General features: G+C 64.1%; 21 protein-coding genes. 13 read left to right on the top strand and 8 right to left on the bottom strand.

Annotated features, from left to right (window positions below; translation table 11 throughout):
- Nucleotides 1–7: 7 nt before the first annotated feature.
- Nucleotides 8–715 (bottom strand): ribulose-phosphate 3-epimerase, encoded by a 708-nt coding sequence (gene rpe, locus U0O11_RS03045; RefSeq protein ID WP_043335268.1) that lies wholly within the window; start codon nucleotides 713–715, stop codon nucleotides 8–10.
- A 340-nt stretch (nucleotides 716–1,055) separates the two neighbouring features.
- On the opposite strand from rpe, the gene ggt reads away from it, so the two are divergent.
- The 3 genes from ggt (at nucleotide 1,056) to U0O11_RS03030 (ending at nucleotide 5,073) form a co-directional block, all read left to right on the top strand.
- Nucleotides 1,056–2,816, top strand: a complete 1,761-nt coding sequence (ggt, locus tag U0O11_RS03040; RefSeq protein ID WP_324691622.1) for a gamma-glutamyltransferase — start codon at nucleotides 1,056–1,058, stop codon at nucleotides 2,814–2,816.
- Nucleotides 2,817–2,981: 165 nt separating this feature from the next.
- Complete coding sequence (locus U0O11_RS03035) at nucleotides 2,982–4,265, top strand: MFS transporter (protein WP_324691620.1); 1,284 nt, start codon at nucleotides 2,982–2,984, stop codon at nucleotides 4,263–4,265.
- Nucleotides 4,266–4,467: 202 nt separating this feature from the next.
- Nucleotides 4,468–5,073, top strand: coding sequence for a YajG family lipoprotein (locus U0O11_RS03030; protein WP_052384762.1), 606 nt, complete (start codon nucleotides 4,468–4,470; stop codon nucleotides 5,071–5,073).
- A gap of 138 nt (nucleotides 5,074–5,211) precedes the next feature.
- Here U0O11_RS03030 and tmpT read toward each other — a convergent pair whose 3' ends face one another.
- On the bottom strand, nucleotides 5,212–5,883 hold the full coding sequence (tmpT, locus tag U0O11_RS03025; RefSeq protein WP_242007732.1) for a thiopurine S-methyltransferase: 672 nt from the start codon (nucleotides 5,881–5,883) through the stop codon (nucleotides 5,212–5,214).
- Nucleotides 5,884–5,923: 40 nt separating this feature from the next.
- Nucleotides 5,924–6,622: a TIGR04211 family SH3 domain-containing protein gene (locus tag U0O11_RS03020; protein ID WP_324691617.1), complete on the bottom strand. Its 699-nt coding sequence runs from the start codon at nucleotides 6,620–6,622 to the stop codon at nucleotides 5,924–5,926.
- Nucleotides 6,623–7,456: 834 nt separating this feature from the next.
- On the opposite strand from U0O11_RS03020, the gene miaB reads away from it, so the two are divergent.
- The 6 genes from miaB (at nucleotide 7,457) to U0O11_RS02990 (ending at nucleotide 14,492) form a co-directional block, all read left to right on the top strand.
- Nucleotides 7,457–8,806 (top strand): tRNA (N6-isopentenyl adenosine(37)-C2)-methylthiotransferase MiaB, encoded by a 1,350-nt coding sequence (gene miaB, locus U0O11_RS03015; RefSeq protein WP_192838307.1) that lies wholly within the window; start codon nucleotides 7,457–7,459, stop codon nucleotides 8,804–8,806.
- Between the two features lie 273 nt (nucleotides 8,807–9,079).
- Nucleotides 9,080–10,189: a PhoH family protein gene (locus U0O11_RS03010; RefSeq protein WP_052384763.1), complete on the top strand. Its 1,110-nt coding sequence runs from the start codon at nucleotides 9,080–9,082 to the stop codon at nucleotides 10,187–10,189.
- Between the two features lie 113 nt (nucleotides 10,190–10,302).
- A complete protein-coding gene (ybeY, locus tag U0O11_RS03005) occupies nucleotides 10,303–10,995 on the top strand; it encodes an rRNA maturation RNase YbeY (RefSeq protein WP_324692489.1) in 693 nt (230 codons plus the stop codon).
- Between the two features lie 128 nt (nucleotides 10,996–11,123).
- Entirely contained in the window at nucleotides 11,124–12,032 is a 909-nt protein-coding gene (locus U0O11_RS03000; protein ID WP_052384764.1) for an HlyC/CorC family transporter, read from the top strand.
- 86 nt (nucleotides 12,033–12,118) lie between these two features.
- Complete coding sequence (gene lnt, locus U0O11_RS02995) at nucleotides 12,119–13,636, top strand: apolipoprotein N-acyltransferase (protein WP_317292682.1); 1,518 nt, start codon at nucleotides 12,119–12,121, stop codon at nucleotides 13,634–13,636.
- A 103-nt stretch (nucleotides 13,637–13,739) separates the two neighbouring features.
- Entirely contained in the window at nucleotides 13,740–14,492 is a 753-nt protein-coding gene (locus tag U0O11_RS02990; RefSeq protein ID WP_043335281.1) for a YdcF family protein, read from the top strand.
- Between the two features lie 124 nt (nucleotides 14,493–14,616).
- On the opposite strand, the gene U0O11_RS02985 is transcribed toward U0O11_RS02990, so the two are convergent.
- Complete coding sequence (locus tag U0O11_RS02985) at nucleotides 14,617–15,831, bottom strand: tetratricopeptide repeat protein (RefSeq protein ID WP_324691610.1); 1,215 nt, start codon at nucleotides 15,829–15,831, stop codon at nucleotides 14,617–14,619.
- On the bottom strand, nucleotides 15,831–16,511 hold the full coding sequence (locus U0O11_RS02980) for a zinc ribbon-containing protein (RefSeq protein ID WP_324691608.1): 681 nt from the start codon (nucleotides 16,509–16,511) through the stop codon (nucleotides 15,831–15,833). Before U0O11_RS02980 ends, U0O11_RS02985 begins: the two co-directional genes overlap by 1 nt.
- 319 nt (nucleotides 16,512–16,830) lie before the next feature.
- Between U0O11_RS02980 and leuS the strand changes: the two genes are divergently transcribed.
- From leuS to U0O11_RS02960, 4 genes are all read left to right on the top strand, one after another.
- The gene (gene leuS / locus U0O11_RS02975) at nucleotides 16,831–19,431 is read left to right on the top strand and encodes a leucine--tRNA ligase (protein WP_153635133.1); all 2,601 of its coding nucleotides are present in this window, start codon (nucleotides 16,831–16,833) and stop codon (nucleotides 19,429–19,431) included.
- A gap of 185 nt (nucleotides 19,432–19,616) precedes the next feature.
- Complete coding sequence (locus U0O11_RS02970; protein WP_153635132.1) at nucleotides 19,617–20,162, top strand: LPS-assembly lipoprotein LptE; 546 nt, start codon at nucleotides 19,617–19,619, stop codon at nucleotides 20,160–20,162.
- A gap of 322 nt (nucleotides 20,163–20,484) precedes the next feature.
- Nucleotides 20,485–21,543 (top strand): DNA polymerase III subunit delta, encoded by a 1,059-nt coding sequence (holA, locus tag U0O11_RS02965; RefSeq protein ID WP_043335288.1) that lies wholly within the window; start codon nucleotides 20,485–20,487, stop codon nucleotides 21,541–21,543.
- 21 nt (nucleotides 21,544–21,564) lie between these two features.
- The gene (locus U0O11_RS02960; protein ID WP_324691603.1) at nucleotides 21,565–21,915 is read left to right on the top strand and encodes a DUF6482 family protein; all 351 of its coding nucleotides are present in this window, start codon (nucleotides 21,565–21,567) and stop codon (nucleotides 21,913–21,915) included.
- A gap of 193 nt (nucleotides 21,916–22,108) precedes the next feature.
- Here the strand turns inward: U0O11_RS02960 and U0O11_RS02955 are convergent, their stop codons facing one another.
- The 3 genes from U0O11_RS02955 to fadB all read right to left on the bottom strand — a co-directional run bounded on the left by U0O11_RS02955 (nucleotide 22,109) and on the right by fadB (nucleotide 26,668).
- Nucleotides 22,109–23,041 (bottom strand): amidohydrolase family protein, encoded by a 933-nt coding sequence (locus U0O11_RS02955; RefSeq protein ID WP_303595021.1) that lies wholly within the window; start codon nucleotides 23,039–23,041, stop codon nucleotides 22,109–22,111.
- Between the two features lie 204 nt (nucleotides 23,042–23,245).
- Entirely contained in the window at nucleotides 23,246–24,424 is a 1,179-nt protein-coding gene (gene fadA, locus U0O11_RS02950; RefSeq protein ID WP_043335293.1) for an acetyl-CoA C-acyltransferase FadA, read from the bottom strand.
- A 93-nt stretch (nucleotides 24,425–24,517) separates the two neighbouring features.
- Entirely contained in the window at nucleotides 24,518–26,668 is a 2,151-nt protein-coding gene (gene fadB / locus U0O11_RS02945; RefSeq protein ID WP_225347564.1) for a fatty acid oxidation complex subunit alpha FadB, read from the bottom strand.
- Nucleotides 26,669–26,676 lie beyond the last annotated feature (8 nt).

Below are 26,676 nucleotides of genomic sequence, written 5' to 3'. Positions count from 1 at the left end.
CACGCGATCAGCTGCGCACGCTGGCAAGCTCGGCACGCAGCTTCGCCAATACGCTGTCGTAGCGGTTGGCATCGCTGTCGCTGCGCGCATTGAAGATGGCGGAACCGGCCACGAAGGTATCGGCACCGGCACGCGCGATCTCGGCGATGTTGTCGACCTTGACGCCACCATCGATCTCGAGACGGATGTTGTAGCCGGAGGCATCGATGCGACGACGCGCTTCACGCAGCTTGTCGAGGGTGCCGGGGATGAACGACTGGCCGCCGAAGCCCGGGTTGACGCTCATCAACAGGATCATGTCGACCTTGTCCATCACGTAGTCGAGATAGGACAGCGGCGTGGCCGGATTGAATACCAGACCGGACTTGCAGCCCGCATCACGAATCAGCTGCAGCGAGCGATCGACGTGGTCGGAGGCTTCCGGATGGAAGGTGATGTAGCTGGCACCGGCCTCGGCGAAGTCACCGATCATGCGGTCGACCGGCGTGACCATCAGGTGGGCATCGATCTCGGCGCTGATGCCGTAATCACGCAGCGCCTTGCACACCATCGGCCCGATGGTCAGGTTGGGCACGTAATGATTGTCCATCACGTCGAAGTGGACGATATCGGCCCCGGAGGCCAGCACATCCTCGACCTCCTGCCCCAGGCGGGCGAAGTCAGCAGAGAGGATCGACGGGGCAATCTTGAAGTCATTCGGCAGTAGTTCAGACATGTCATCAGGCGCCAGCGAGAAGTGGAAGGGGCATTTTACGCCACCCTCTCACAAAAGACAGGCGCTGTGTGAATGTGCACCGCCAGCCTGCCGGTCCGCTGCCGCCGCCCTCCACTGCGACCCACACCCTCAAGCCGCCCCCACACCAGGACCTCACCCCCTTCCAGATCAGACACCAACAAGAATATTGCCGTGCAAAGTTGAAATTGGTGCATTAGCAACTGATAGTTAAGCTGTTCTCTCGGCCCAGTGAGCAGCTCGCTGGCCTTCTGCGCATGTTCCTCGCACTGCACGCGTCATGTCGCATCTCTTATAACGATAACAGGAACCGACACCTCTCATGTTCGACACCTCTCTCGCAAACCGCAGACATCTCAAGGCGCTGGCCGCCGCCGCACTGTTGCCGCTGGCCGGCCTGCTGCCGACGGCGATTCCCGCCGCCTTCGCCGAGTCTTCCGCGATTCTGGAAGGCGAGCGCTTCCACCCCCAGGAAGGCCAGCACGGCATGGTCGCGACCAGCCACTATCTGGCCTCTCAGGTCGCACGCGATGTGCTGGCCGATGGCGGCAACGCCGTCGACGCCGCCGTGGTGGCAGGCTTCGCGCTGGCCGTGACCCAGCCGCGCTCCGGCAATATCGGTGGCGGCGGTTTCATGCTGGTCTCCGATGAGAAGACCGGCGAAGTGGTCGCCATCGATTACCGCGAGAAGGCCCCGGCGGCGGCCAGCGAGACGATGTTCCAGGACGAGAATGGCGAGGCGGTCTCCGAGTGGTCGCGCTTCACCCACCGCGCGGCAGGCGTGCCCGGCACCGTCGCTGGCCTGGCCAAGGCGCTGGAAGACTACGGCACCCTGAGTCTCGAGCAGGCCCTCGCCCCGGCCATCAAGCTGGCCGAAGACGGCTTCGTGATTCCGACGCGCTTCGCCAAGGGCTTGAGCGATGCCAAGGACCGCCTGGCCAAGTGGGACAGCACCGCCAAGGTGTTCTACAAGCCGGATGGCAGCAACTATCAAGCCGGTGAGCTGTTCAAGCAGCCGGAACTGGCCGCGACCCTCAAGCGCATCGCCGCCAATGGCCCGCGCGAGTTCTACGAGGGTGAGACCGCCCGGCTGATCGTCGCCGAGATGGAGCGCCACGACGGCATCATGACGCTGGATGATCTGAAGGCCTACGAGCCGGCCATCCGCGAGCCGGTCCACGGCACCTATCGTGGCTATGACATCTTCTCGATGAGCCCGCCCTCCTCCGGCGGCGCGCACATCGTCGAGATTCTCAACATGCTCGAAGGCGATGACATCCAGGCGATGGGCTTCAATTCCGCCGCCACCATCCACGTGATGGCAGAAGCGATGCGCCGCGCCTACGCCGACCGCTCCGAGTATCTGGGCGACACCGACTTCGTCGATGTGCCGCTGTCGGGCATCATCTCCAAGGACTACGCCAAGGAATTGCGCGCCCAGTTCGAGCTCGACAAGGCAACGCCCTCCAGTGAGGTCAAGCCCGGCAAGCCGCAGCCGTATGAGTCCAATCAGACCACCCACTTCTCGATTGCCGATGGCAATGGTCTGGCCGTCTCCAATACCTACACCATCAACTTCAGCTACGGCTCCGGCATCGTGGTCGATGGCGCAGGTTTCCTGCTCAACAACGAGATGGATGACTTCTCCGCCAAGCCGGGCGTGCCGAATGCCTATGGCCTGATCGGTGGCGTCGCCAACAAGATCGAGCCGAACAAGCGCATGCTGTCCTCCATGAGCCCGACCATCGTGATGAAGGATGGCAAGAACTTCCTCGTCACCGGTAGCCCCGGCGGCTCGCGCATCATCACCACCACGCTGCAGGTGATCATGAACGTGATCGACCGCGGCATGAACATCCAGTCGGCGGTCAGCGCACCGCGCATCCACCATCAGTGGCTGCCGGACGAGATTCGCATCGAGGCGGGCATCAGCAAGGACACCATCCGTCTGCTCGAGGCGATGGGCCACAAGGTGGTGACCAAGGACGCCATGGGCGCCATCCAGTCGATCATGATCGACGACGGCACCTTCTACGGCGGTGCTGACCCGCGTCGCTCCACCTCTTCGGCCATGGGGCTGTAGACCACGGCTGCGACGGGGTAGCCTCTGCATCGCATCGCCGATCTGCCCCATCAATGACGCCTTGACCCCATTGATGGGGCGGGCTATCTGTGACGGGCGACACTTCGGTGTCGCCCGTTCGCGTCTTGCCGTGCCATCACGCCATCTGCCCTACAAGGTGCCCTCGTGTCCTCAACCAAGTCACTCACGCCACCCATCTCTGGCTGGCGGCAATGGGCCAACCGCTATCCGGTCGCCTTGATCGCCCTCGCGCAGCTGTTCGGCACCAGCCTGTGGTTCACCCCCAATGCAGTACTCACGCCGATGCTGGCGAGCTGGGGCTTCGCCGGCGATAGCGCCTCGGCACTCGGCCAGCTGACCTCCTCGGTGCAGGGCGGCTTCATCGTCGGCACCCTGGTGCTGGGGCTTGCCGGCCTGGCGGACCGTTTCGCGGCGCGCCATCTGTTCATGGCTTCCTGCCTGCTGGGCGCGCTGACCAATCTGGCGCTGTTGATCGCGCCGGGCCTGCTGAGCGCCTCAGGCTTGCGCGTGCTGACGGGGCTGGCACTGGCCGGCATCTATCCCATCGGCTTGAAGCTGATGGTGCAGACCGCTCCGGACCGTGCCGGTGCCGCGCTCGCCTGGCTGGTCGGCATGCTGGTGCTCGGCACCGGGCTGCCGCATGCGCTGGCCGCACTGCAACAGGGCGAAGGCATGCAGCTGCCGTGGGGCGCGGCCATCAGCACCGCCTCGCTGCTGGCCATCGTCGGTGCCGGTCTGGTCGCCTTGCTGGCTCCACCGGTGGCCAAAGCCACCTCAGCGCCCCGCCAAGCACCAGCGGCGAAAGACGGCCGCAACACCTTTCTCGCACGTGCTACACGAGGCTTGGCAGCCTGGCAATATCCCGGCTTCGTACGCGGCGCACTGGGCTACTTCGGCCACATGTGGGAGCTGTACACCCTGTGGGCCCTGACGCCTCTGCTGCTGACCCAGATGGCCAGCGCGACAGGCGTGACGCTCTCTCCTGCCACCCTGGCCTGGCATAGCTTCCTGGTGATCGCCATCGGCGCGCCCGGCTGCGTCATCGGGGGCTGGCTCTCGCGCAGCCGAGGCAGCCTGTGGGTCGCGCGTCTCGGGCTCGCCGGTTCGGTGACGCTGACGTTGGTCTTCGTCGCCGCCACGCAGCTTGAGGCCGGTTACGGCGTGCTGCTGGCACTGCTGGCGCTGTGGAGCCTTCTGGCCGTGATCGACTCGCCGCAGTTCTCGGCGCTCGCCGCGGGCGGCACCCCGGTCGAGCTGCAGGCCAGCGCCCTGGCGATGATGAATGCCTTCGGCTTCAGCCTGTCGCTGGTCTCGATCGCCTTGCTCACGCCACTGATCGCCGGCCACGGCAGCCTGCTGCTGCTGGCCTTGCTGCCCGGCCCGCTGCTGGGCCTGCTGGCCTTGAGCAGACGTGTCGACGGCGCATGAGCCATGGGCTACGGGCCATGAACCTCAACCACTGTCGCTTGCAGAGGACAGGCGTGAGCCTGAATTTCCACTACGCTCAGGCGCCACTCTGGCCCTATACTCGCGCCATTGTGCTCCGGCCATCCCGCGCGGCAGGCTCTATATTGGCAACGGATGGCCGAGATGACTCCCATGACAACCGGCCTCAGGCCCAGGAACCCCGATGATGATGCACAAGTTGCGCACCACCTGCATGAGCGTGGCACTGATCGCCACGGCGGCACTTCTCAGCGCTTGCGGCACCAGCCCGCAGCGCCTGTACGTCAATCCGCAGGTCGGCGAGATGGGCGTGGTCGGCCACGGGCAACAGGTGGTGGTGGACGTGCTCGATGAGCGTCCGTCAGAGCGCATCGGCTCTCGCGATGGCGCCACCAATGCCTCGAGCTATCTGGTCGTGCCGACCGGCGACCTGACACCCAAGCTTGAGGCCCAGACCGTCAGCGCCCTGCGCCGCATGGGCTTCGTGCCGGTGTCCGCCGAGCAGGCCAACCAGGGCGCAGCAGAGCTGACCATCTCGCTGACCGAGCTGGCCTATGGCGTGAAGCGTGGCGGCCTGATCACCGATACCGCGACACTCAATGGCGTGATCAAGGCCGTCGCCGTGTCCGGCAAGCAGCGCTATACCGGCAGCTACACCGCGACGCGTGATCAGGGCTATGCCCTCAAGCCGAGCCAGGAGAAGAACACCGAGATGGTCTCTGAGGTGATCGGCGATGCGCTGACTCGCGCCTTCCAGGACACCACGCTGATCCGCCAGCTCGACCAGTAGGCTCGATCAGCAAGCTCGATCAGCACGTTCGCCACCAACGAAAACGCCACCGCCGCCCATTGGGCGGCGGTAGCGTTTTTCATGAGGACTGGGCTTTCAAGAAGACTGGATCTGACTGACAAGGCTACCCCTGAGTCGTCAGCGACGCGGTCCCTTGCGCACCAGCCCCCATACCGTCTCACGCAGGCCGCGCTCATCCGGGGCGCGACGCTCCAGCACCTCAAGCGTGAAGTTGGCGCTCAACAGCTGACGAATCTCGTCTTCGGCGACATGGAACGGCGGGCCCTGATGCTGCTCCGTCTGCCGCTCGAGACTGATCAACAGGCCACGCGCGCCCGGGGGCAGCAGCTGCGCCAGATGGAAGGCGTAACGCTGCCGGGTGGCCGGCGGCAAGGCGATCAGCGCGGCGCGATCATAGAAGGCGTCGAGATGATCGACATGGTCGATATGGAAGTGGAAGAAGTCTCCGCACCACAGCTCGACCATGCCCTGGCGGAAGCATTCGAAGTGCTCCAGCCGATAGCGCGAGACATCCCCGGCGCCTTCGGCGACGAACTGCTCACAGGCCTGGCGTGCAAGCTCGATGCCCAGCACCGGATAGCCCTGCGCCGCCAGCCAGCGCATGTCGAGACTCTTGCCACACAACGGCACCAGCACCTTGGCGCCCGCCGCGATCTCAAGCCGCGGCCACCAGCGCTCCAGCGCCGAATGCGTCGCGGGCAGATGAAAGCCGATCCGCCCTTCCTGCCATCGCGCCAGCCAGGGGTCACTGGCCGGCGTCGCGTCCATCGTCGTGTCTTGTGCCGACATGAGCTGGCGCACTCCCTCTGCTATCGGTTACCGGGATGCCTTACAGGAAGCCGTGACGCTTCTTCTTGCGACGCGGCAGGTGCGGCACGATCAGGCCGACCAGCAGGCCGACACCCGCCACGCCACCGCCGTACATGAAGTAGCGCATCAGCAGGTCCTGCTTCTTGGTATCGAGCTTGGTTTCCATGTCCTGCATCTTGCTGCGCGCCTGGGCAAGCTCGGCTGACTGGCTGTTGCTGGCCTGCTCAAGCTCCTCGATGCGCGCCTGACGCGTCTCGAGGCCGGTCTTCATGTCCTCGACACGGGTTTCCCACTCTTCATTGATGCCATCGAGCTTGGCAGTCAATTCCTTGACCCTGGCGCTCAGCTCGGGCACCCGGGCATTGACGCTCTGGGTGTCCTGCAGGTCAGCGGAGGGAAGCCACACCACGTCGCCGCTGGCGGTGCGGATCTTGCTGTAGTCATTCTGGACCTCGAGCAGCTCGACCGGCTGGCCGGCTTCCACCGTGCCCACGATGCGGTAGCCATCCGTCGGGCCACTGCGCACGAAGGTGGTGAGGTCATCGGCGACCCAGCGGTCGGTGGCCGCATTGGCCAGCGGTGCGCCCAGCAGCAGGCTGCCGGCGACGCCAGCCCCCAGCACCACACGGCGCAGTGAGCGCGCAAGCGTCGAACACGGCGATCGGGGTGACAGGAGACCGAAAGATGAAGGGGTGCTGGTAATGGAGAATCGCGTCATATCGTGTTCTTCATGGCTGTCTAAGGGCGTAAGCCGACCGTGTCAGGCGTGTGGGCACGAGGAGCAAGCGCGCTGAATCCTGCGTCCCCACATGCCGAACATGATCGACCGCTTTTGGGCGAAGGAAGGCTCGCCCTGTCTGCCCATGCGGTGTCTGCCAGGTTGCGCAATGCAAGGCGTCCTGCCTGGCATCGCTGTCGCGCTTGGACGTACGGTAACGAAATTGCCGCGAGAAAAATCCGAGACTGTCATTTCAGTGTCTTCAGACATCCACACTTTCTGTGGATAAGTCTTGGGACAACCTCAAAGGGGCAGGTCTGCGCACGGCGAAATGCCTGCCCCGCCAACAAATCGATCAAATTTTAACCAGCTCAGGCAGCCGGGCTATCGGCATGAAAACCTCAACAAATCAAGCCATTGACAGCCTGATGTGCGTTGCGCAACACCTGCCTGATAACTATGAAACATGCCAAGCCCCTGTTGTAGCGTCAGGGCATGCGCGGGCTTTCTCGTGAGGATACCACAGCCACCATCAGGCTGAACCGGTGGTTGGCAGGCATCCTCCTCATTGCTGACAGCGATGCGACAGGGCTGGCCGCATGACCGGCAGACTCCTATACTGTGCCGTCCCGATTTTGGCCTCGACCCGATCAGCGTGCCGCTTGGCACAGTATCGTCGCGCCCTCGATTCCCGGCCAGCCATCGGCGCCGGGGCTCATTCATTACAAGTCGCGCCCGCTTCTCCTGACCGCTGACGCTGCCCGCCGCCATCATGTGCCCGGGCGCGAGGCGCACGAAGCCCGGGCGCGCAGCTCAGAGCGTTCACACAAGGCAATGGCGAAGAAACTCTTCATCAAGACTCACGGCTGCCAGATGAACGAGTATGACTCCGCGCGCATGGCGGATCTGCTCGGCGAATCGCATCAGATGGAAGTCACCAGCGACGAATCCGAAGCAGACGTCATCCTGCTCAACACCTGCTCCATCCGCGAGAAGGCGCAGGAGAAGGTGTTCCACCAGCTGGGACGCTGGAAGAAGCTCAAGGAAAAGAACCCGGACCTGGTGATCGGCGTTGGCGGCTGCGTGGCCAGTCAGGAAGGCGACAACCTGCGCAAGCGTGCCCCGCATGTGGACATGGTGTTCGGCCCGCAGACCCTGCACCGCGTGCCGAAGATGCTCGACACCCGCCGCGACAGCCTCAAGCAGATTTCCGTGGTCGACGTGACCTTCCCCGAGATCGAGAAGTTCGACAACCTGCCCGCGCCCAAGAGCGACGGTGCCAGCGCCTTCGTCTCGGTGATGGAAGGCTGCTCCAAGTACTGCACCTTCTGTGTGGTGCCCTACACCCGCGGTGAGGAAGTCTCGCGCCCCTTCGAGAAGGTGATGGATGAAGTCATCCACCTGGCCGACCAGGGCGTGCGCGAGATCAACCTGCTGGGCCAGAACGTCAACGCCTACGCCGGCCTCAACCAGCTGGGCGAGGAGATCGACCTCGCCGAGCTGATCAGCTGCGTGGCGCAGGTCGAGGGCATCGACCGCATCCGCTTCACCACCTCGCATCCGCTGGAGTTCAAGGACTCGCTGATCGAGGCCTTCGGTGAGATCCCGGAGCTGGTCAGCCACCTGCACCTGCCGGTGCAGTCGGGCTCCAACCGCATCCTGGCGGCCATGAAGCGCGGCCACGAGCGTGACCTCTATATCGACAAGCTCGAGCGTATCCGCGCGCTGCGCCCGGACATCAGCTTCTCCTCCGACTTCATCGTCGGCTTCCCGGGCGAGACCGATCAGGACTTCATGGACACCATGGACCTGATCGGCCAGATCGGCTTCGATCACTCCTTCAGCTTCATCTACTCCGCACGTCCGGGCACCCCGGCGGCGAATCTGGAAGATGACACTCCGGAAGAAGTGAAGAAGGAGCGCCTGCTCATCCTGCAGGAGCGCATCAACCAGCAGGCGATGCAGATCGGTCGCAAGATGGTCGGCACCACCCAGCGCATCCTGGTCTCCGGCTTCTCGCCGCGTGACCCGGGACTGCTGTCAGGGCGCACCGAGAACAACCGGGTGGTCAACTTCCGCGCCGCCAACCCGACCGAGCTGATCGGCTACCTGGTGGATGTCGAGATCACCGAGGCCTACCCCAACTCGCTGCGCGGTGAGCTCAGCTCGCCCTACCGCTATTGATCGCTCGTCGCTCACGACATTGACGAGGCGCCATCAGCCCCCACTATCAAGCAGATAGCCACGCTGGCCGTACAGGACAATTGCCCTGTACGGCCAGCGCGCATTAAGCTCTCTTGAGACTTCGGCAACGCGTCACCATTGACACTGAAATGGCGCCGTCATGCGCCGTGGCGGGCAGAGCGCCCCGTGCATTACGCGCAGGTATCCGCCATCGCGGCTGCCCCTCATCGCCAAGCATCATCGTCACTCATCACTATCAGGATATTCGACGCCTTGAGCCACCAGTCACAGCAAGCCAATCGCATTCTCAACATGACGCTTGAGCCGGCAGACCCGCAGCGTCTGGCCAGCCTGACCGGCCAGCGCGACGAGCATCTCAAGCTGATCGAATCCCGGCTCGGTGTCACCCTGCGCAATCGCGGCAATGACTTCCAGATCGCAGGCCCTGCGGCCGCCGTGAAGGCGACCGCCAACGTGCTGGAGCATCTGTATCGCGAGACCGGTGCCGGCGAAGTCGATGCCGAGACTGTTCATCTGTTCCTGCAGGAATCCGGCGTCGAGGCGCTGGTCGAGGCCGCCGAAGACCAGGGCGCCACCTACGGTGATGTGGTGATCCGCACGCCCAAGGTGCTGGTGCGCCCGCGCGGCTTCAATCAGCAGGGCTATGTCACCGAGATGCGCAATCACGACATCAACTTCGGCATCGGTCCGGCCGGTACCGGCAAGACCTACCTTGCCGTCGCCGCTGCCGTGGAAGCGCTCAACAACAACGAAGTGCGACGCATCCTGCTGGTGCGTCCGGCGGTCGAGGCCGGCGAGAAGCTCGGCTTCCTGCCGGGAGACCTGGCCCAGAAGATCGACCCCTACCTGCGCCCGCTCTACGACGCCCTGTACGAGATGCTCGGCTTCGAGCACGTCAACAAGATGATCGAGCGCCAGATCATCGAGATCGCGCCGTTGGCCTACATGCGCGGCCGGACGCTCAACAACGCCTACATCATTCTCGATGAGTCCCAGAACACCACGCGCGAGCAGATGAAGATGTTCCTGACGCGCATCGGTTTCGGTTCCACCGCCGTCATCACCGGTGACGTCTCGCAGGTCGATCTGCCGCGTGGCACCCAGTCGGGTCTCGCGCACGTGATGGAGGTCCTCAAGGACACGCCGGGGATCAGCATCACGCGCTTCCTGGCCAAGGACGTCGTGCGTCACCCGCTGGTGCAGCGCATCGTCGAGGCCTACGACACCTTCGAAGCCGCGGAAGAGCAGCAGGAAGGCGAGCGTCGCGAGCAGCGTCAGGCCGAGCGCGAAGCCCGCATGGCGGCGCTGAATGCCCAGAGCAACGTGCCGCCTGCCAGCACCCCGACGGGAGGTAGCCAGTGAGCGAAGCCCCTGCGGTCGTCGTGGACCTGCAACTGGCCATCGGCGAGAGTGAATTCGATGGCCAGCTGCTGCCGGCCAGCCATCAGCTGGAAGCCTGGGTGGCGGCTGCGCTGCTGGCCGCCGCGGAAGACGGCGCGCTGGAGCGCGATGCCAGCGCCGCCGCGGCGCCGTACGAGCTGACCGTGCGTCTGGTGGAAGAAGCCGAGAGTCAGGGCCTCAATCGCGATTATCGCGGCAAGGACTCCCCGACCAACGTGCTGTCCTTCCCGCATGAGCCGCTGGATCTGGACGACTTCGCCCTGCCGCCGGAACTGGCTGCGCGCTTCGCCGAGGAAGGCGATGACGACAGCCTGCCGCTTGCGGGCATGCCGGAGGGCGATCTGGACGCCGGTGAAGAGGAAGGTCTCGACGGTCACAACAGCGACGATGTCATGCTGGCGTCAGACGCCATGAGCGAAGCTGATGAGGCAGACGTCTCTGATGCCGCGCCTTCTGGCTTCTCGACCTCTGCCCTCGGCTCTGCGGCTCCCGAGACCGCGGCTGAGCAGGCTCTTGATGAACAAGTTCTTGATGAGCAGCGCTTTCTGGGCGACCTGATCATCAGCGTGCATGTCGTCGCCCGCGAAGCGCGGGAACAGGGCAAGTCGCTGGAAAATCATTTCGCCCACATGCTGGTCCATGGCACCTTGCACTTGCTCGGCTATGACCATATCGAGGACGATGAAGCCGAACGCATGGAAGCGCTCGAGCGCCATGTGCTGGCAGGGCTCGGCATCGCCGACCCCTACCGGGAAGAGAATCACTGATGCCGGCGCCCCTGCGCATCGGCAGCACCCGCCGTCGGGCGACTCGGGGCTTGTCCCCGGGTCGCTCGGCTGCCCCGATACCACCACGACGATGGGGTATCGCCACCGAGGAAAAGAGAAACTAACGCATGAGCGAAGACCGATCGGGAAGCCAATCGAAAACCTGGCTCGATAAGCTGTTCGGCGCCTTCTCAAGCGACACCGACGAACCCAGCTCCCGTAGCGAGCTGCTCCAGTTTCTGGCTGAGGTAGGCCCACGCCTCAACCTCGATCAGGACGCCATCGCCATCATCGAAGGCGCGCTGGAAATCAGCGACCAGCAGGTGCGCGAGGTGATGATCCCCCGCTCCCAGGTGCAGGCCATTCAGGTCGATCAGCGCCCGGAGGAGTACCTGCCGCTGATTCTCGAATCGGCTCACTCCCGCTATCCCGTCATCGACGAGAACCTCGACGAGGTGCTCGGCATCCTGCTGGCCAAGGACCTGCTGCCGCTGATTCTGCAAAATGACAGCGAGCGCAAGCGCTTCGATCTGCGCGAAGCGATCCGTCCGGCGATGTTCATCCCCGAATCCAAGCGCCTCAACAGCCTGCTCAAGGAATTCCGCGAGACCCGCAATCACATGGCGGTGGTCATCGACGAGTACGGCGGCACGGCAGGCCTTGTCACCATCGAGGATATCCTCGAGCAGATCGTCGGGGATATCGAGGATGAGCACGACACCGATGAGGATGAGGACATCCGCGAGCTGGGCGATGGCCAATTCGCCGTCAGCGCGCTGACCACCATCGATGACTTCAATGAGCACTTCGATACCGACTTCTCCGATGAGGAATTCGACACCATCGGCGGTCTGATGATTCAGCGCTTCGGTCACATGCCGCGCCGTCAGGAATCCACCGATTTCGCCGGCTGGCGTTTCACGGTGCTCAATGCGGACAATCGTCGCATTCGTCAGGTACAGGTATGCCGTCTGGAAGATGCCACAGGTGACGCGCCGCCCTCGGCCGAGCATCGTGCGCACATCAGCGGCGAGTGATTCATGGCCTGATCACAGGCTGACCCGATAGAGGACAATGCCAGACACATCCGCCGATGTGTCTGGCATTTTACAAGGAGAGCGGCATGTCAGATTCCCCCCGCGCGAGGAGCTTCCCGGGCGCCTCGTTGCTGGCCAATGTACTGGCGATCATTGCCGGGGTACTGGTCACCCTGAGCTTTGCCCCCTTCGAGCAGTGGTGGCTGGGCCCGATCGGCGCAGGCCTGCTCTACGGGGCGCTGCGCATGGAAGGCGGTGGCTTCCTGCGCGCCTGGTGGTTCGGGGTCGGCCTGTTCGGCAGCGGAGCCAGCTGGGTCTACGTCTCGATCCATGATTATGGCTATACCGGCATGCCGCTGGCGGTGCTGCTGACGATGCTGTTCGTGGCCTGCATGGCGCTGTTCCCGATGCTGTGGATGGGCCTGTGGCAGCGCTTCTGCTCACGCAAGCTCGATGTACTGTCATTTGCTGCGGTATTCGTGCTCAGCGAGCTGTTCCGCACCTGGGCCTTCACCGGCTTCCCGTGGCTGCTGCTGGGCAACAGTGCCGTGGGCTCGCCGCTGGCCAGCTGGGTGCCGGTGCTTGGCGTCTACGGTATCTCGCTGATCATCGCGCTGTCCGGGGCGTTGCTGTGGAATCTGGCGCTGCGTCGCCGCTGGTGGGCGATCGCGCCGCTGCTCGTGCTGTGGAGCGCGGGTCTGCTGCTGCCGACCAGCTGGACGCAGTCCGGCGGCCAGCCGGCACGCGTCGCCCTGCTGCAAGGCAACCTGCCGCAGTTGATCAAGTGGAGCGCCGAAGGGCAGCGTCGTGCGGCCAATACCTACGCCGCGATGACGCGCGCCGTGCAGGACGATGCCGACCTGATCGTCTGGCCGGAAACGGCACTGCCGATGCTGCGCGATCAGGCCGAGCCCTTCCTCGAGCGCATCCAGGCAACTCTGCCGCCCAAGACCGGTCTGATTACCGGGATCGTCGAGCGTGACGCCGACAATCGCTTCTACAACAGCGTGATTCCCATCGATGACCCGTCGGCCCAGTATCGCAAGGAGCACCTGGTGCCCTTCGGCGAGTATGTGCCGCTGGAAAGCTGGTTGCGGGGCATCATCGGCTTCCTGGACCTGCCGATGTCGAGCATGCAGTCAGGCGACAGCCAGCAGCCGCCACTGATGGTCAGCGGTCTGCGTATCGGCGTGGCGATCTGCTATGAGATCGTCTATCCGGAGCTGGTCCGCCAGCGCGCCTTGAGCTCTACCGTGCTGCTGACCGTCTCCAACGACACCTGGTTCGGTCACTCCATCGGCCCGCTGCAGCACCTGCAGATGGCTCAGCTGCGAGCGCTGGAAAACGGCCGCTATCTGCTGCGGGCCACCAGCAATGGCGTCACGGCGATCATCTCGCCGCAGGGTGAGATCATCGCCCAGGCACCCCAGTTCGAGGAGGCCACCGTCACTGGCGATATCCGCCTGCAACTGGGCATGACGCCCTGGATGCACTACGGCCTGCTGCCGGTGTGGATCCTGATCGCGCTGCTGCTGGCGCCGGGCCTTGTGCTGGGCATCAACGAATGCCTCAAGTCGCGCCGCCAACGCCCGCAGGACGCCTGAGGGCCAGAACGTGTGAGCCCGCAGGGCCTCAGACGCTTGAACGCTCAACCTTACCCGTTGCCGGGCCGATGCCCGGCACTGCCTCTGCACAAGCGAGACCACAATGGGCATCACCGAGTTACTCGGCATCATCAAGGACCTGGTATTGCCGCCCGGCGGGCCTCTCCTGCTGCTGTTCCTGGCCATGCTCGTGCTCAAGCGCTGGCCGGGCCTGGCACGCGCCATGATGGTCGTGGCCATCCTGGGCATGTGGCTGCTGTCCTCGCCGGTCGTCTCCACGCGCCTGATGTCAGGGCTGGAGCGCATTCAGCCCAGTGAACCGGCAGAGTGGATCCAGGCGCAGGCCGTGGTCGTGCTTTCCGGCGGACGCTACTACGACGCCCCGGAACTGCAGGGCCGTGATCGCATCAATGGCGAGACGCTCAGCCGTCTGGACGAAGGCGTCCGCGTGGCCCGCAACGCGGAGCTGCCGATTCTGCTCACCGGTGGCAAGGTATCGTCTTCCGATGACGGCACCCTCGCCGAGCTGATGCAGCGCTCGCTGATCGATGAATTCGACTACCCGGCGCGCTGGCTGGAGAACCGCAGCGAGAACACCCAGCAGAATGCGCTCTTCACGCGCGAGATGCTCGAGCAGGACGACATCAACAAGATCGTGCTGGTGACCAGCGCCTGGCACATGCCGCGCGCGATGCGCAATTTCCAGAACCAGGGCTTCCGCACCATCATCCCGGCGCCGGTGGGCTACACCACGGTCTCCGGGCTGGGCATCGATGCCTGGATCCCCAACAGCTCCGCGCTGACCCAGTCACGCTGGGCACTGCATGAATGGATCGGCTGGCTGGTGGGTCGCTAGACCCGACAGCACTGCTGGCAAGACAAGCGAAGGACTGCTGGCAAGACACACGAAGGGCTGCCCATGGGCAGCCCTTCGTGTGTCTATATAACCCGCTCATCAGTCGCTTATCGCAGGATTGTGCTCATTCGCTGTCACGCATCCAGCTGGCCTCCTTGAGCCATGGCCCCAGCTGGCGGAGCTGGAAGGCGCGATCGCGCGTCCACTCGTCACTGCCGACATGCGCCGTGCCGCCAGGTGCTTCTCCCAGCACATCATCCGGGAACTTCAGGCTGTCGCGCCCCTTGATCTGCAGCGAGTAACACCGGTCGTGGCTGACCAGACTTTCGCGCAGGTAGCGCCACACGCATTCCTTCATGAACCACTGATCTATATTCGGCGTCTCGACATGCTGTGGCTGCCACTGGGCCAGCAATGTCTCGAGTGGCGGCAGGACTCCGGCCACCCCGCCCCACAGCCCCGCCAGCACCAGATCAGTATGACTCCACCAGTCACGCATGACATGGAAGAAGCGCCCGGACGTCAGCCACATCTGCACCGCGCGCACTTCGCGCAGGCTGATGACGCTATCGCAGTCGCGAACCACGAAGTAGCCCACCGTCGGGTCATCGGCGACCGCGAAGCGCCAACACAGCCGCAGTCTCAGGGTGTCACTGGAGGGACGCTCGATCAGCTCGGCGTCCAGTTCCCGCGCCAGGGCCAGGAAATCATCGGGCACGCTGTCATCGTGATAGAGCCGAACCCGCCACCCCGGATACAGCACCGGCGCCAACAGCAGGTTATGCAGCATGCCGTTCAGGTAGCGCGGCCCCTTGCCCCAGAGGCCGAAGGACAGCACACGCGTCTTGCCGGCGGCAACTGCCGAGGGGGATTCAGCGGGCAGTCGCCAGCCCTTCGCCAACGCCAGGCCCCCATGCTGCTCGTCCTTGAGCGCCAGGGCGCGACTACCATGCTCGCGTGCCTCGTCATGGCGCTTGAGTCTGGCCGCACTGCTGGCCAGCGAGTCGAACAGCACCGGATTGAGACAGCCTCGTGCGGCCAATGCCTCACCGGCCGCCAGCGAGCCGGCGGCATCATTGGCGCGCGACAGACACACCACCTGATTGAGCGCGATCTCTTCATCGGCAGGACACTCCACATGCCCCTGGGCCAGAATCTGGCTGGCCGAGCGATAATCCGCGAGCAGAAACAGGTAATAGGAGATCTGCTTGAAGAGGCCCGCCTCACGTGGACGCGGGCGCTGATTGAAGTACTCGATCAGCTGTTGCAACGCCTTGTGGCGCTGACCGGCGCTCCAGGTGGCATGCGCCGGGGCGAACCAGTCTGACGGTGTCGCCATCAGCCCTGATCACTCTCATCGGCCGCGGGAGGCTGACGAGTGACGGGCGGCGCGCCACGCGAGAAGAATCGATGTCCACAGGCGTGGCAGGGTTCCAGCACGCTGGGCCGCGTGAGCGTGGTGGTCGACTCGCAGTGCACGCAATGCAATAGCCCCGGCGCGATGACCTCGCCGCTGGTGTAGTCGGCGCGCGCGGCCTCGAGGTCTTCCTCGAAGTGGGCGCGGTCCACCACGGTGCGATCCGCGATCGACATCAGCGCGGAGCTGACACTGCGCGACAGCACCGAGAGATCGATCCCCAGCCAGCTGGCGATCCCTTCTCCACCTGTCGCCAGATGGCGGCGGAATTCGCGCATGTCACGCTCGACCCAGGCACGTAGCAGCGCCAGCTCGTCGAGCGTGAATTCCTCGACCTCGGCCTCGAACTTGACCGCTTCATCCAGCTCGGCCTTGAGGCCATCCCACGACAGCTCACCGCTGCTGTCTTCCAGCCGCGTCAGGATTCGCCCATAGGCATCGCCGAGACGTCCTTCACCTTCGCCCTGCGGCTGGCTGGAGGCTGAGCGCGAGGGCATCGGCGTATCTTCAAAGCCACTGTCGTGCGAGGACGTGGCAGCCGTATCACGATCCGTGGCGCTGATCGGCTCATGGGGATCGCGGGGTTCACGTGGTTGGCTCATGGACTCTCCTTGTGTCTTCACCTTCTCCCGTACTGCGGGAGGGCATGGCGCTCTACCTTCAGCATGGTGGCGTTGGCGTTGCGACACAAGCCACACGCTTCCACTCCCTGACACGCATCAAGGGCGTGACACTGGCAGCATGAAGCGCATTCGCCTGGCGCCACAGCACTCGCCTCCCCTACCTGAGTCCTGGCGTCTGGGGTAGACTTGACCCCATCGCAGACAGCGGCGGCCCATCCCGATGTGACCGCCCACCTCTTCACGCCCTGCCTGTCCCTGGTGACGGGTAGCGGCCAATGCCAAGGTAGTGACGGACCCGATGGATTCACAGGATACTTCTCAACAGTACGCTCCCGATCAGATCGAACAGGCTGCCCAGCAGTACTGGGAGAAAAATCAGTGTTTCAAGGCGGTGGAAGATGCCAACCGCGAGAAGTTCTACTGCCTGTCGATGTTCCCCTACCCCAGCGGCAAGCTGCACATGGGTCACGTGCGCAACTACACCATCGGTGACGTGATCTCGCGCTTCCAGCGCATGCAGGGCAAGAACGTCATGCAGCCGATGGGCTGGGACGCCTTCGGCCTGCCGGCGGAAAACGCCGCGATGAAGAACAACGTCGCGCCGGGCAAGTGGACCCACGAGAACATCGCCTACATGCGCGATCAGCTCAAGGCGCTGGGCTTCGCCTACGACTGGAGCCGTGAGTTCGCCACCTGCGACCTGGAATACTATCGCTGGGAGCAGTGGTTCTTCGCCAAGCTGGTCGAGAAAGGTGTCGTCTACAAGAAGAGTTCCATCGTCAACTGGGACCCGGCGGACCAGACCGTGCTCGCCAATGAGCAGGTCATCGACGGCCGTGGCTGGCGTTCCGGCGCGCTGATCGAGCGCAAGGAAATCCCGCAGTGGTTCCTGCGCATTACCGATTACGCCGAAGAGCTGCTGGCCGACCTCGACAAGGTCGAGTGGCCGGAGCAGGTCAAGACCATGCAGCGCAACTGGATCGGCAAGTCGCGCGGTGTCGAGCTGAGCTTCGGCCTCGATGCCAAGGCCAGCCAGGTGCAGGAATCCCTGACCGTCTTCACTACCCGTCCGGACACCCTGATGGGCGTGACCTACGTCGGCGTCGCCGCCGCTCACCCGTTGGCCAAGGCCGCGGCGGAGCACAATGCGGAGCTGGCCGAGTTCAACGCCGAGTGCGCGCGTGGCGGCACCAGCGAAGCCGACATGGCGACCATGGAAAAACGCGGCATGGATACCGGCTTCAAGGCCATCCACCCGCTGACGGGCCGTGAAGTGCCGGTCTTCGTCGCCAACTTCGTGCTGATGGAATACGGCACCGGTGCCGTGATGGCCGTGCCGGCCCACGACGAGCGTGACCACGAATTCGCCACCAAGTACGACCTGCCGATCGAAGCCGTGATCGCCGATGCCGACGGCAATGCGCCGGACGTCAGCGAAGCCGCCTTCACCGAGCACGGCGTGCTGATCAACTCCGGCGACTTCAATGGCCTCGACTTCGAGAGCGCCTTCGATGCCATCGCCGCGCGCCTGGTCGAGCAGGGCCGTGGTGAGGTCAAGACCAACTTCCGTCTGCGCGACTGGGGCGTCTCCCGTCAGCGCTACTGGGGCGCGCCGATTCCGGTCAAGAATGGCCCGAACGGTGAATCCATCCCGCTGACCGACGACGAACTGCCGGTCGCTCTGCCGCTGGAAGTCGAATTCGACGCCTCCGGTGGCTCGCCGATCAAGAAGATGCCGTCCTTCAGTGACCTGGGCGATGGCTGGCAGCGCGAGACCGATACCTTCGACACCTTCATGGAGTCCTCCTGGTACTACGCGCGCTTCTGCTGTGCGGACAACGCCGATGCCATGCTCGACGAGCGCGCCAACTACTGGCTGCCGGTCGATTACTACATCGGCGGCATCGAGCACGCCATCCTGCACCTGCTCTACTCGCGCTTCTTCCACAAGCTGATGCGTGACTTCGGCCTGGTCGACAGTGACGAGCCGTTCAAGCAGCTGCTGACCCAGGGCATGGTGATCGCGGACACCTACTACCGCATCAACGCCAAGGGCGGCCGCGACTGGTTCAACCCGCTGGACGTGGACGTCGAGACCGACGACAAGGGCCGCGCCATCAAGGCCGTACTGAAGTCCGATGGTCTGCCGGTGGAAATCGGTGGCACCGAGAAGATGTCCAAGTCCAAGAACAACGGCGTGGACCCGCAGTCGATGATCGACCGCTTCGGTGCCGACACCGTGCGCCTGTTCATGATGTTCGCCGCGCCGCCGGAGCAGTCGCTGGAATGGTCCGATTCCGGTGTCGAGGGCGCGCATCGCTTCGTCAAGCGCGTCTGGCGTCTGGTCCACGAACATGTCGCCGCCGGCACTCCGGGCGCGCTGGACGTGACTGCCCTGAACGATGATCAGAAGGCGCTGCGTCGCAAGACACACGAGACCATCGCCAAGTGCAGCGATGACATCGGCCGCCGCACCACCTTCAACACCGCCATCGCGGCCGTGATGGAGCTGGTCAACGCCATCAGCCGCTTCGAGGACACCTCCGAGCAGGGCTTGGCCGTCAGCCGTGAAGCCGTCGAGGCCTGCGTGCTGCTGCTGTCGCCGATCATCCCGCACGCCAGCCACTCGCTGTGGGCGACACTGGGCCACGACGAAGCCGTGATCGACGCCAGCTGGCCGGCCGCCGATGCCGAGGCGATGAAGAAGGACAGCATCGAACTGGTCGTGCAGGTCAACGGCAAGCTGCGTGCGCGTCTGTCCTTCGCCGCCGATGCCGATCGCGATGCCATCGAAGCCGCGGCGCTGGCAGATGCCAATGTCACCAAGCACACCGATGGCAAGACGGTGCGCAAGGTGATCGTGGTGCCGGGCAAGCTGGTCAATATCGTCGCCAACTGATAGCGACCCGACCAGATCGAGCAAGATACCGGCGGCCAGGGTCGCCGGTCCCGTCAGAGGCCGACAGGCAGCTGGAAGGATGTCGGTCTCTGACGGCCATATTCCGTGCGCTGCGTGATGCTGACAGGCACCACGCAGCGCTCTCGCAAGATATTCATGACACTCGTTCATGACAGGAGGTCACGGTGACGCAAGCGAAGTCTTCCAGTGTTTCAGCAGACACATCAGAGCATGCATCCCGCGGCCTTGGCCGCCGTCGTGTGCTGGCCGCCCTCGGCGTCGGCCTGGCGCTGACACTGAGCGGCTGCGGCTTCCAGCTGCGCGGCGTGAACGATGCGCCGATGGCCATCACCGAGCTGGACGTCCAGGCACCGATCACCAAGACCCACGACGCCCTGCGCGACGCCCTCGAGCGTGCCGACGTCCAGTTGAGCGACAGCGCACCGCTGACCCTCAACCTGGGCAAGGTCCGTGAGAACGTGCAGCAGATCACCTACGGCGATGCCGGCAGCATCAAGCGTGAGCTGACCTATCGCCTGACCTACTCGCTGCAGCGCAAGTCCGATGGGGCCTACTTGGCCAACCAGCAGGAGCTGCAGGCCAGCAGCCTCTACTACACCAACGATGACGACCTGCTCAACACCGATGACCTGCGCGAGCGCGCGGCCAGGGAAGTCAATCGTGATCTGAGCCGTCAGTTGCTGGAGCGCCTGCGCGCGATCAAGCCCTGAGCTCCACGCTCCTGCAGTGAGGTGCCCCGTTCGTGAGTCGTGAATCGTGATCCATGAGTGCTGAAAGGCCAGACGATTGACGACAAGCCGATTGACGACAGGGCGAAGCCGGGAGAAGCGGAAGGAAGCAGGCAGCAGTTGGTAGAGATTGGAAGTCGCAACGTTCGCCAGGCACGGCTCCACGATATCGGGCAACCGATCATCATGGGGCCGTGCCTGTTCAGGGCCACCATCACGCCGGGGCTAGCACCCTGCTCGTGACTGGCCGCCCGAGCCTTAGGCGCACTTGCCCACCAGACCCGCGCAGTATCGAAGGACATTCATGAAGGTCTATCCCGACAAGCTCGACGAGCAGCTCAACAAGCGCCTGTCTCCCGTCTATATCGTGGCCGGTGATGAGCCGCTGATTCACCAGGAAAGCTGCGACGCCATCCGGCGTGCGGCGCGCGCTGCCGGTGTCGAGGAGCGCGAGGTACTGCATGTGGAGAACGGCTTTCAGTGGGGCCGCCTGACCGAGTCTGCCGCCAGCATGTCACTGTTCGCCTCGCGCAAGCTGATCGAGCTGCGCATGGGCACCCAGAGTGCCGGCCAGGAAGGCAGCAAGGTCCTCAAGGCCTACGCCGAGCGCATCGAGAAGGATGGCGACATCCTGCTGATCACCGCAGCGCGTCTCGATCGCAAGGTGCAGCAGACGGCGTGGTTCAAGGCATTGGAGAAGGTCGGCGTCTTCATCGCGGTGTGGCCGGTGGACCATTCCCGCCTCGGCTTCTGGATTCGCGATCGCGCCCGTCGTCACGGCCTCGAGCTGAATCAGGACGCCGCTCGCCTGCTGGCCGAGCGCATCGAGGGCAATCTGCTGGCCGCGGATCAGGAGTTGCAGAAGCTCGCACTGCTGCACCCGCCGGGCGCACGCCTGGATGGCAATGCCATCGTCCAGGGCGTCGAGGACAATGCCCGCTATGATGTCTTCACGCTGGCCGATGCGTGTCTGAAGGGGGAAGTCGAGCGCAGTGGCCGCATCGTGCTCGGGCTGCGGGGAGAAGGCGTCGAGCCGCCGGTGATCCTGTGGGCGCTGACCCGCGAGCTGCGTACCCTGCTCTCGCTGCGCCAGCACCTCGATCAAGGCCAGAGCTTCGAGCATGCCTGCAAGGCGCAGAAGCCGATGATCTTCGACAAGCGTCGCCCCTTCTATCAACAGGCGCTCAACCGCCTGCCCCACAAGCGCCTGCACAAGCTGCTGCTGTTCTCGCAGCGACTCGACATGGCGATCAAGGGCGGGATGACGCTGCCCATCTGGGACGGGATGGTCGACCTCGCCCTGACGCTCGCCGGCGGACGCGGCCCACTGGCCGAACTGCCTCACGCCTACAAGGTGGTGTGATTCAGACACCCGGGAGAACGCATGCAGACCTCCTCCAGCACGCTTGGCGAAGCCGTCGACGTCGAGACCCTGCGGCGGTGGCTCGCCGAAGGCAATACCCTGACAGTGGAAGTGCAGACGCTGGATCAAGGGCTTCATGTGGTTCGCCTGCATCATGCCGCTGGCATCAGTCGCCTGGTCGATGACAACGGCCAGTCCCTGCGTTTCACCGGCACCCAGTGGGTCAGTCGCCTGCTGTTGCCGCTGGGGCTGACCCACGGCGTTCAGACCTGGGCGGAAGTACAGGATGAGATGATCGGCCTGCCCACGACGCCGATCGACAATGCCAGCCTGCTGGCCCATGGCACGCGCGTGGCCTTCCAGACCCGCTAGACGCTGCGGGCCTCCTCGCTTGTCTTTCCCCCTGCTCCCCTCTTGTCTTTCTTCGCCAATCATCAAGACGCCCCCACCAGCAGGCTGATGGGGGCGTCTTGTCATTCGGCTTCTGTGCCTTATGCGGCTTTTCGGCTTATACAAGTGATGCCGCGTCACTCAATTGCGCCCTGCGAGCGTGGCAACTCTTCGCTCAGTGCGCCGCATCCGCCTTGGACTTCACGAACGCCTTGTAGCCATAAAGCTTGCGCGGGTTGTCGCGGAAGATCTTCTCGCGCATCTCGCGCTCCGGTAACCAGCGCTGCATCAGCTCGGCCAGGGTGTCCTCTTCCGGCATCTCGACGCCGATATAGGGATGCGGCCAGTCACTGCCCCACACGACGCGCTCCGGATTGGCCGCCACCAGCGCCCGCACCAGCGCCGTGACATCGGAGTAAGGCAAGCGTCCGCGCGTGGTCAGTCGGTAAGGCGCCGACAGCTTGACCCAGGTGCGCCCCTGCTTGAGCAGTCGACACAGCGCGGCAAAGCCGGGGCATTCAGGGCCACGCGTGGCCGCCAGATGTCCCATGTGGTCGATCACCACCGGCACCGGCAAGCTGCCGAGGCGCGCTTCCATGTCACGGAAGGTCGAGACATCGATCAGGCATTCCAGATGCCACTTGAAGCGTGCCAGGCGATCCGCCAGCAGCACCACATCACGCCAGCGCAACCCGCCGGCGAAGATCAGGTTGAGGCGAACGCCACAGACACCCAGCTCGGAGAGCCGCTCAAGCTCGGCATCACTGATGTCGGGGGTGACAACCGCCACGCCACGGTAATCCAGCCCACGCTCACGACAGCTGTGCAGGCTGTCGCACAACAGGCGATTGTCATAGCCATAGACACTGGGCTGTATCAGCACGCCATGGCTGGCGCCCAGTGCATGATGCATCTCGAGTGCTTCATTGAGCCCCACGGGGGCCGGGTCATAGGTTCTGTCCGCCGCCAATGGGTAACGCACCGGGTCACCAAACAGGTGAAGGTGACAATCTATACTGCCCGCCGGCAACCGGAAGGTCAGGGGGTGTGGCAAGGGTCTGGGCGGCGTGGCGCGCGGCAGATCCTGCTCGACATGATTCCAGTCCATCGATGCGACTCCCTCGCGTAACCTCAATCATCAAGCCCGGGGCGACGTGACGCTCGATCGCCCATTGCCACGATACTGCGCCGCCCTTCTCGTTTCCAGACAAAAGCCTGCCAACGAAAAAGCGGCATGTCCGAAGACATGCCGCTTGAGGTATCAGGCGAGGCCTGATCGCTTATCGAAGACGCTGACCAAAGGCGCTGACGTTCAGTCGAGGCGCTCGAACACGGTCGCGACGCCCTGGCCCATGCCGATGCACATGGTCGCCAGACCCAGGCGCGTGTTCTGCTGCTTCATGACGTTGAGCAACGTGGTGCAGATACGCGAGCCGGAACAGCCCAGCGGGTGGCCCAGCGCGATGGCGCCGCCGTTGAGGTTGACCGCAGTATCGACACGCTCCAGCAGGCCAAGGTCCTTGAGTACCGGAATCGACTGCGCCGCGAAGGCCTCATTCAATTCGACGGTCTGAATGTCCTCGATGGTCAGGCCTGCCGCCTTGAGCGCCTGCTTGGAGGCCGGTACCGGCCCGTAGCCCATGATGGAGGCATCACAGCCTGCCACGCCAGTGGACAGCACACGAGCGATGGGCTTGAGGCCCAGCGCTTCGGCGCGCTCGGCACTCATCACCGCCATGCCCGAGGCACCCACCGACAGCGCGGAGGAGGTACCCGCCGTCACGCTGCCGCCCTTGGGATCGAACACCGGCTTGAGGTTGCCCATGGATTCCATGCTGGCATCGCCACGGATGACCTCATCGCGGGTCACCATCACGCGACGCCCCTCGGCATCATGGCCCTCGACGCCGATGATCTCGTCATCGAAGCGGCCTTCATCGGCGGCGGCCTGGGCACGCTGGTGAGAGCGCACGCCGAACTCATCCTGTTGCTCACGACTCACGCCATGCATCTTGCCGAGCAGTTCCGCGGTCAGGCCCATCATCATCGCCGCCTTGGCCGCATGCTTGCTGGCCGCCGGGTTGACGTCGACCCCGTGTGCCATCGGCACGTGCTCCATGTGCTCGACACCGCCGATGATATAGAAGTCACCCATGCCGGCCTTGATGTTGGCGGTGGCGATATGCAGGGCACTCATCGAGGAACCACACAGGCGGTTGACCGTCTGCGCCGGTACGGTGCGCGGAATGCCGGTCATGATGGCGGCATTGCGCGCGATGTTCATGGACTGCTCCAGGGTCTGGTTGACGCAGCCCCAGATGATGTCGTCGACCTCGGCCGGCACCAGGCCGGGATTGCGATCGAACAGCGCCTGCATCACCGCGGCGGACAGATTCTCGGCGCGCACGTGTCGGAAGGCGCCATTCTTGGCCTTGGCCATGGCGGTACGCACGCCATCGACGATTACTACATCTCTTGGATTCAGATTCATTGTCTGGCTCCCTCATGGCCCTCGCTGTCGCGAGGGCCGAAAATTCTGGTCGGATAGTGCTGGCGGCCACTCGGGCGCTCAGCTATCAAAGGCTCAGGAGTAGAAGGCTTCGCCACGCTTGGCGCGCTCGCGCAGCGCCTCGGTCGGGCGATACAGCGGCCCCAGCTCATCGGCCAGGCTGTCGGCCAGTGCGACGAACTCGGCCACGCCCATGGCGTCGACATAGCGCAGTGCGCCACCACGGAACGGCGGGAAGCCGATGCCGTAGATCAAGGCCATGTCGGCCTCGGCCGGGCTGCCGACGATGTCGTCTTCCAGGCAGCGGATGGTTTCCATGCACAGCGGCACCATCATGCGCGCGATGATGTCTTCATCGGAGAATTCGCGCGTCTCGCTGACGACCTGTGCCACCAGCGCCTGAGCCTCATCATCTGCCAGCTTCTTCGGCTTGCCCTTGCGGTCTTCCTCGTAGCGGTAGAAGCCCAGATCGTTCTTCTGGCCGAGGCGCTTGTTGTCGTACATCACCTGGATGGCGGTCTTGCCGTCACGCGCCATGCGGTCCGGGAAGCCTTCCGCCATCACGGCATTGGCGTGCACCGCGGTATCCATGCCGACCACATCCAGCAGGTAGGCCGGACCCATCGGCCAGCCGAACTTCTCCATCACCTTGTCGACGCGCTGATAGTCGGCGCCCTTCTCGACCAGCAGGCTGAAGCCACCGAAGTAGGGGAACAGCACGCGGTTGACCAGAAAGCCCGGGCAGTCGTTGACGACGATCGGCGTCTTGCCCATCTGGCGGGCATAGGCGACGGTCGCGGCGATGGCCGCATCGCTGGATTTCTCGCCACGGATGACCTCGACCAGCGGCATGCGGTGCACCGGGTTGAAGAAGTGCATGCCGCAGAAGTTCTCGGGACGCTTGAGCGACTCGGCCAGCCGCGTGATGGAGATGGTCGAGGTGTTGGAGGTCAGGATGGCGTCCTCGGCGACGTTGTCCTCGAGCTCGGCCAGCACCGAGGCCTTGACCTTGGGATTCTCGACCACCGCCTCGACGACCAGGTCCACATTGCCGAAGTCACCGTAGGACAGCGTCGGGCGGATGTTGGACAGGCCCTGCGCCATCTTCTCGGTGGTCAGCTTGCCGCGCTCGACCCCCTTGCCGAACAGCTTGCGAGCCTCCTTCAGGCCCAGTTCGATAGCCTCGCCGTTGATGTCCTTCATCAGGATCGGCGTGCCCTTGCTGGCGCTCTGATAGGCGATGCCGCCGCCCATGATGCCGGCCCCCAGCACGGCGGCCTGCTTGATCTCGCTGGCCTGCTTCTCGTAACCCTTGGCCTTCTTCTTGACCACCTGATCGTTCATGAACAGGCCGACCAGATTGAAGGCCACGTCGGTCAGCGCCATCCTGGCGAAGGTCTTGGCCTCGATGGCCTGGGCACGCTCACGCGATTCCCCCGCGCCCTTCTGGATGACCTTGATGGCCTCCACCGGCGCCGGATAGTGCGGACCGGCCTTGCCGGCCACGAAGCCCTTGGCGGTCTCGAAGGCCATCATCTGCTCGATGGCATTGAGCTTGAGCGGCGAGGTCTTCTCGAGACGACGCGCCTGATAGTCCAGCTCGCCGGTATTGGCACGCGCCAGAATGTCGAGTGCCGCCGCATCCAGCTCGGCCACCGGCAGGACGGCATCGACGGCGCCCACTGCCAGCGCCTTGTCGGCACGGTTCTCGGTGCCACCACAGATCCACTCGATGGCGTTGTCCGCCCCGATCAGACGCGGCAGTCGTACACAGCCCGCCCAGCCCGGGATGATGCCGAGCTTGGTTTCCGGCAGGCCGATCCTGGCGCTGTCGGCCATGACCCGGAAATCGGTGGTCAGGGTGATCTCGCAGCCGCCGCCCAGCGCCAGCCCATTGATGGCAGTGACGGTGGGGAACGGCAGATCCTCGATGGCATTGAAGATGCCATGGATGTTCATGTTCATGTCGATGAGGAAGGCTTCATCCTTCTCGAACATCTGATGGAACTCGGTGATGTCGGCACCGACCACGAACGCTTCCTTGGCGGAGCGGATGACCAGCCCCTTGAGATCGGCCGTCGCCTTGATGGCCTCGACCGCCTCTCCCAGCTCCTTGAGTACGTAGCTGGCCAGCTTGTTGACCGATTCGCCTTCAAGATCGAGGGTCAACAGGGCGATGGCGTCCTGATTGGCCTCGACGGTTAGCGTTTTGCCTGAATAGATCATCCACGGAT

Source organism: Cobetia sp. D5 (assembly GCF_035666195.1).
In the GTDB taxonomy this organism is placed as follows: domain Bacteria; phylum Pseudomonadota; class Gammaproteobacteria; order Pseudomonadales; family Halomonadaceae; genus Cobetia; species Cobetia amphilecti.
Note: the sequence above shows the minus strand (reverse complement) of the source record. Positions and strands in the feature narration are given on the sequence as shown.

Coding starts and splice junctions, on each gene's coding strand:
- rpe (WP_043335268.1), bottom strand. CDS start 715: ATGTCTGAACTACTGCCGAATGACTTCAAGATTGCCCCGTCGATCCTC.
- ggt (WP_324691622.1), top strand. CDS start 1,056: ATGTTCGACACCTCTCTCGCAAACCGCAGACATCTCAAGGCGCTGGCC.
- U0O11_RS03030 (WP_052384762.1), top strand. CDS start 4,468: ATGATGATGCACAAGTTGCGCACCACCTGCATGAGCGTGGCACTGATC.
- tmpT (WP_242007732.1), bottom strand. CDS start 5,883: ATGTCGGCACAAGACACGACGATGGACGCGACGCCGGCCAGTGACCCC.
- U0O11_RS03020 (WP_324691617.1), bottom strand. CDS start 6,622: ATGACGCGATTCTCCATTACCAGCACCCCTTCATCTTTCGGTCTCCTG.
- miaB (WP_192838307.1), top strand. CDS start 7,457: ATGGCGAAGAAACTCTTCATCAAGACTCACGGCTGCCAGATGAACGAG.
- U0O11_RS03000 (WP_052384764.1), top strand. CDS start 11,124: ATGAGCGAAGACCGATCGGGAAGCCAATCGAAAACCTGGCTCGATAAG.
- lnt (WP_317292682.1), top strand. CDS start 12,119: ATGTCAGATTCCCCCCGCGCGAGGAGCTTCCCGGGCGCCTCGTTGCTG.
- U0O11_RS02990 (WP_043335281.1), top strand. CDS start 13,740: ATGGGCATCACCGAGTTACTCGGCATCATCAAGGACCTGGTATTGCCG.
- U0O11_RS02985 (WP_324691610.1), bottom strand. CDS start 15,831: ATGGCGACACCGTCAGACTGGTTCGCCCCGGCGCATGCCACCTGGAGC.
- U0O11_RS02980 (WP_324691608.1), bottom strand. CDS start 16,511: ATGAGCCAACCACGTGAACCCCGCGATCCCCATGAGCCGATCAGCGCC.
- leuS (WP_153635133.1), top strand. CDS start 16,831: ATGGATTCACAGGATACTTCTCAACAGTACGCTCCCGATCAGATCGAA.
- holA (WP_043335288.1), top strand. CDS start 20,485: ATGAAGGTCTATCCCGACAAGCTCGACGAGCAGCTCAACAAGCGCCTG.
- U0O11_RS02960 (WP_324691603.1), top strand. CDS start 21,565: ATGCAGACCTCCTCCAGCACGCTTGGCGAAGCCGTCGACGTCGAGACC.
- U0O11_RS02955 (WP_303595021.1), bottom strand. CDS start 23,041: ATGGACTGGAATCATGTCGAGCAGGATCTGCCGCGCGCCACGCCGCCC.
- fadA (WP_043335293.1), bottom strand. CDS start 24,424: ATGAATCTGAATCCAAGAGATGTAGTAATCGTCGATGGCGTGCGTACC.
- fadB (WP_225347564.1), bottom strand. CDS start 26,668: ATGATCTATTCAGGCAAAACGCTAACCGTCGAGGCCAATCAGGACGCC.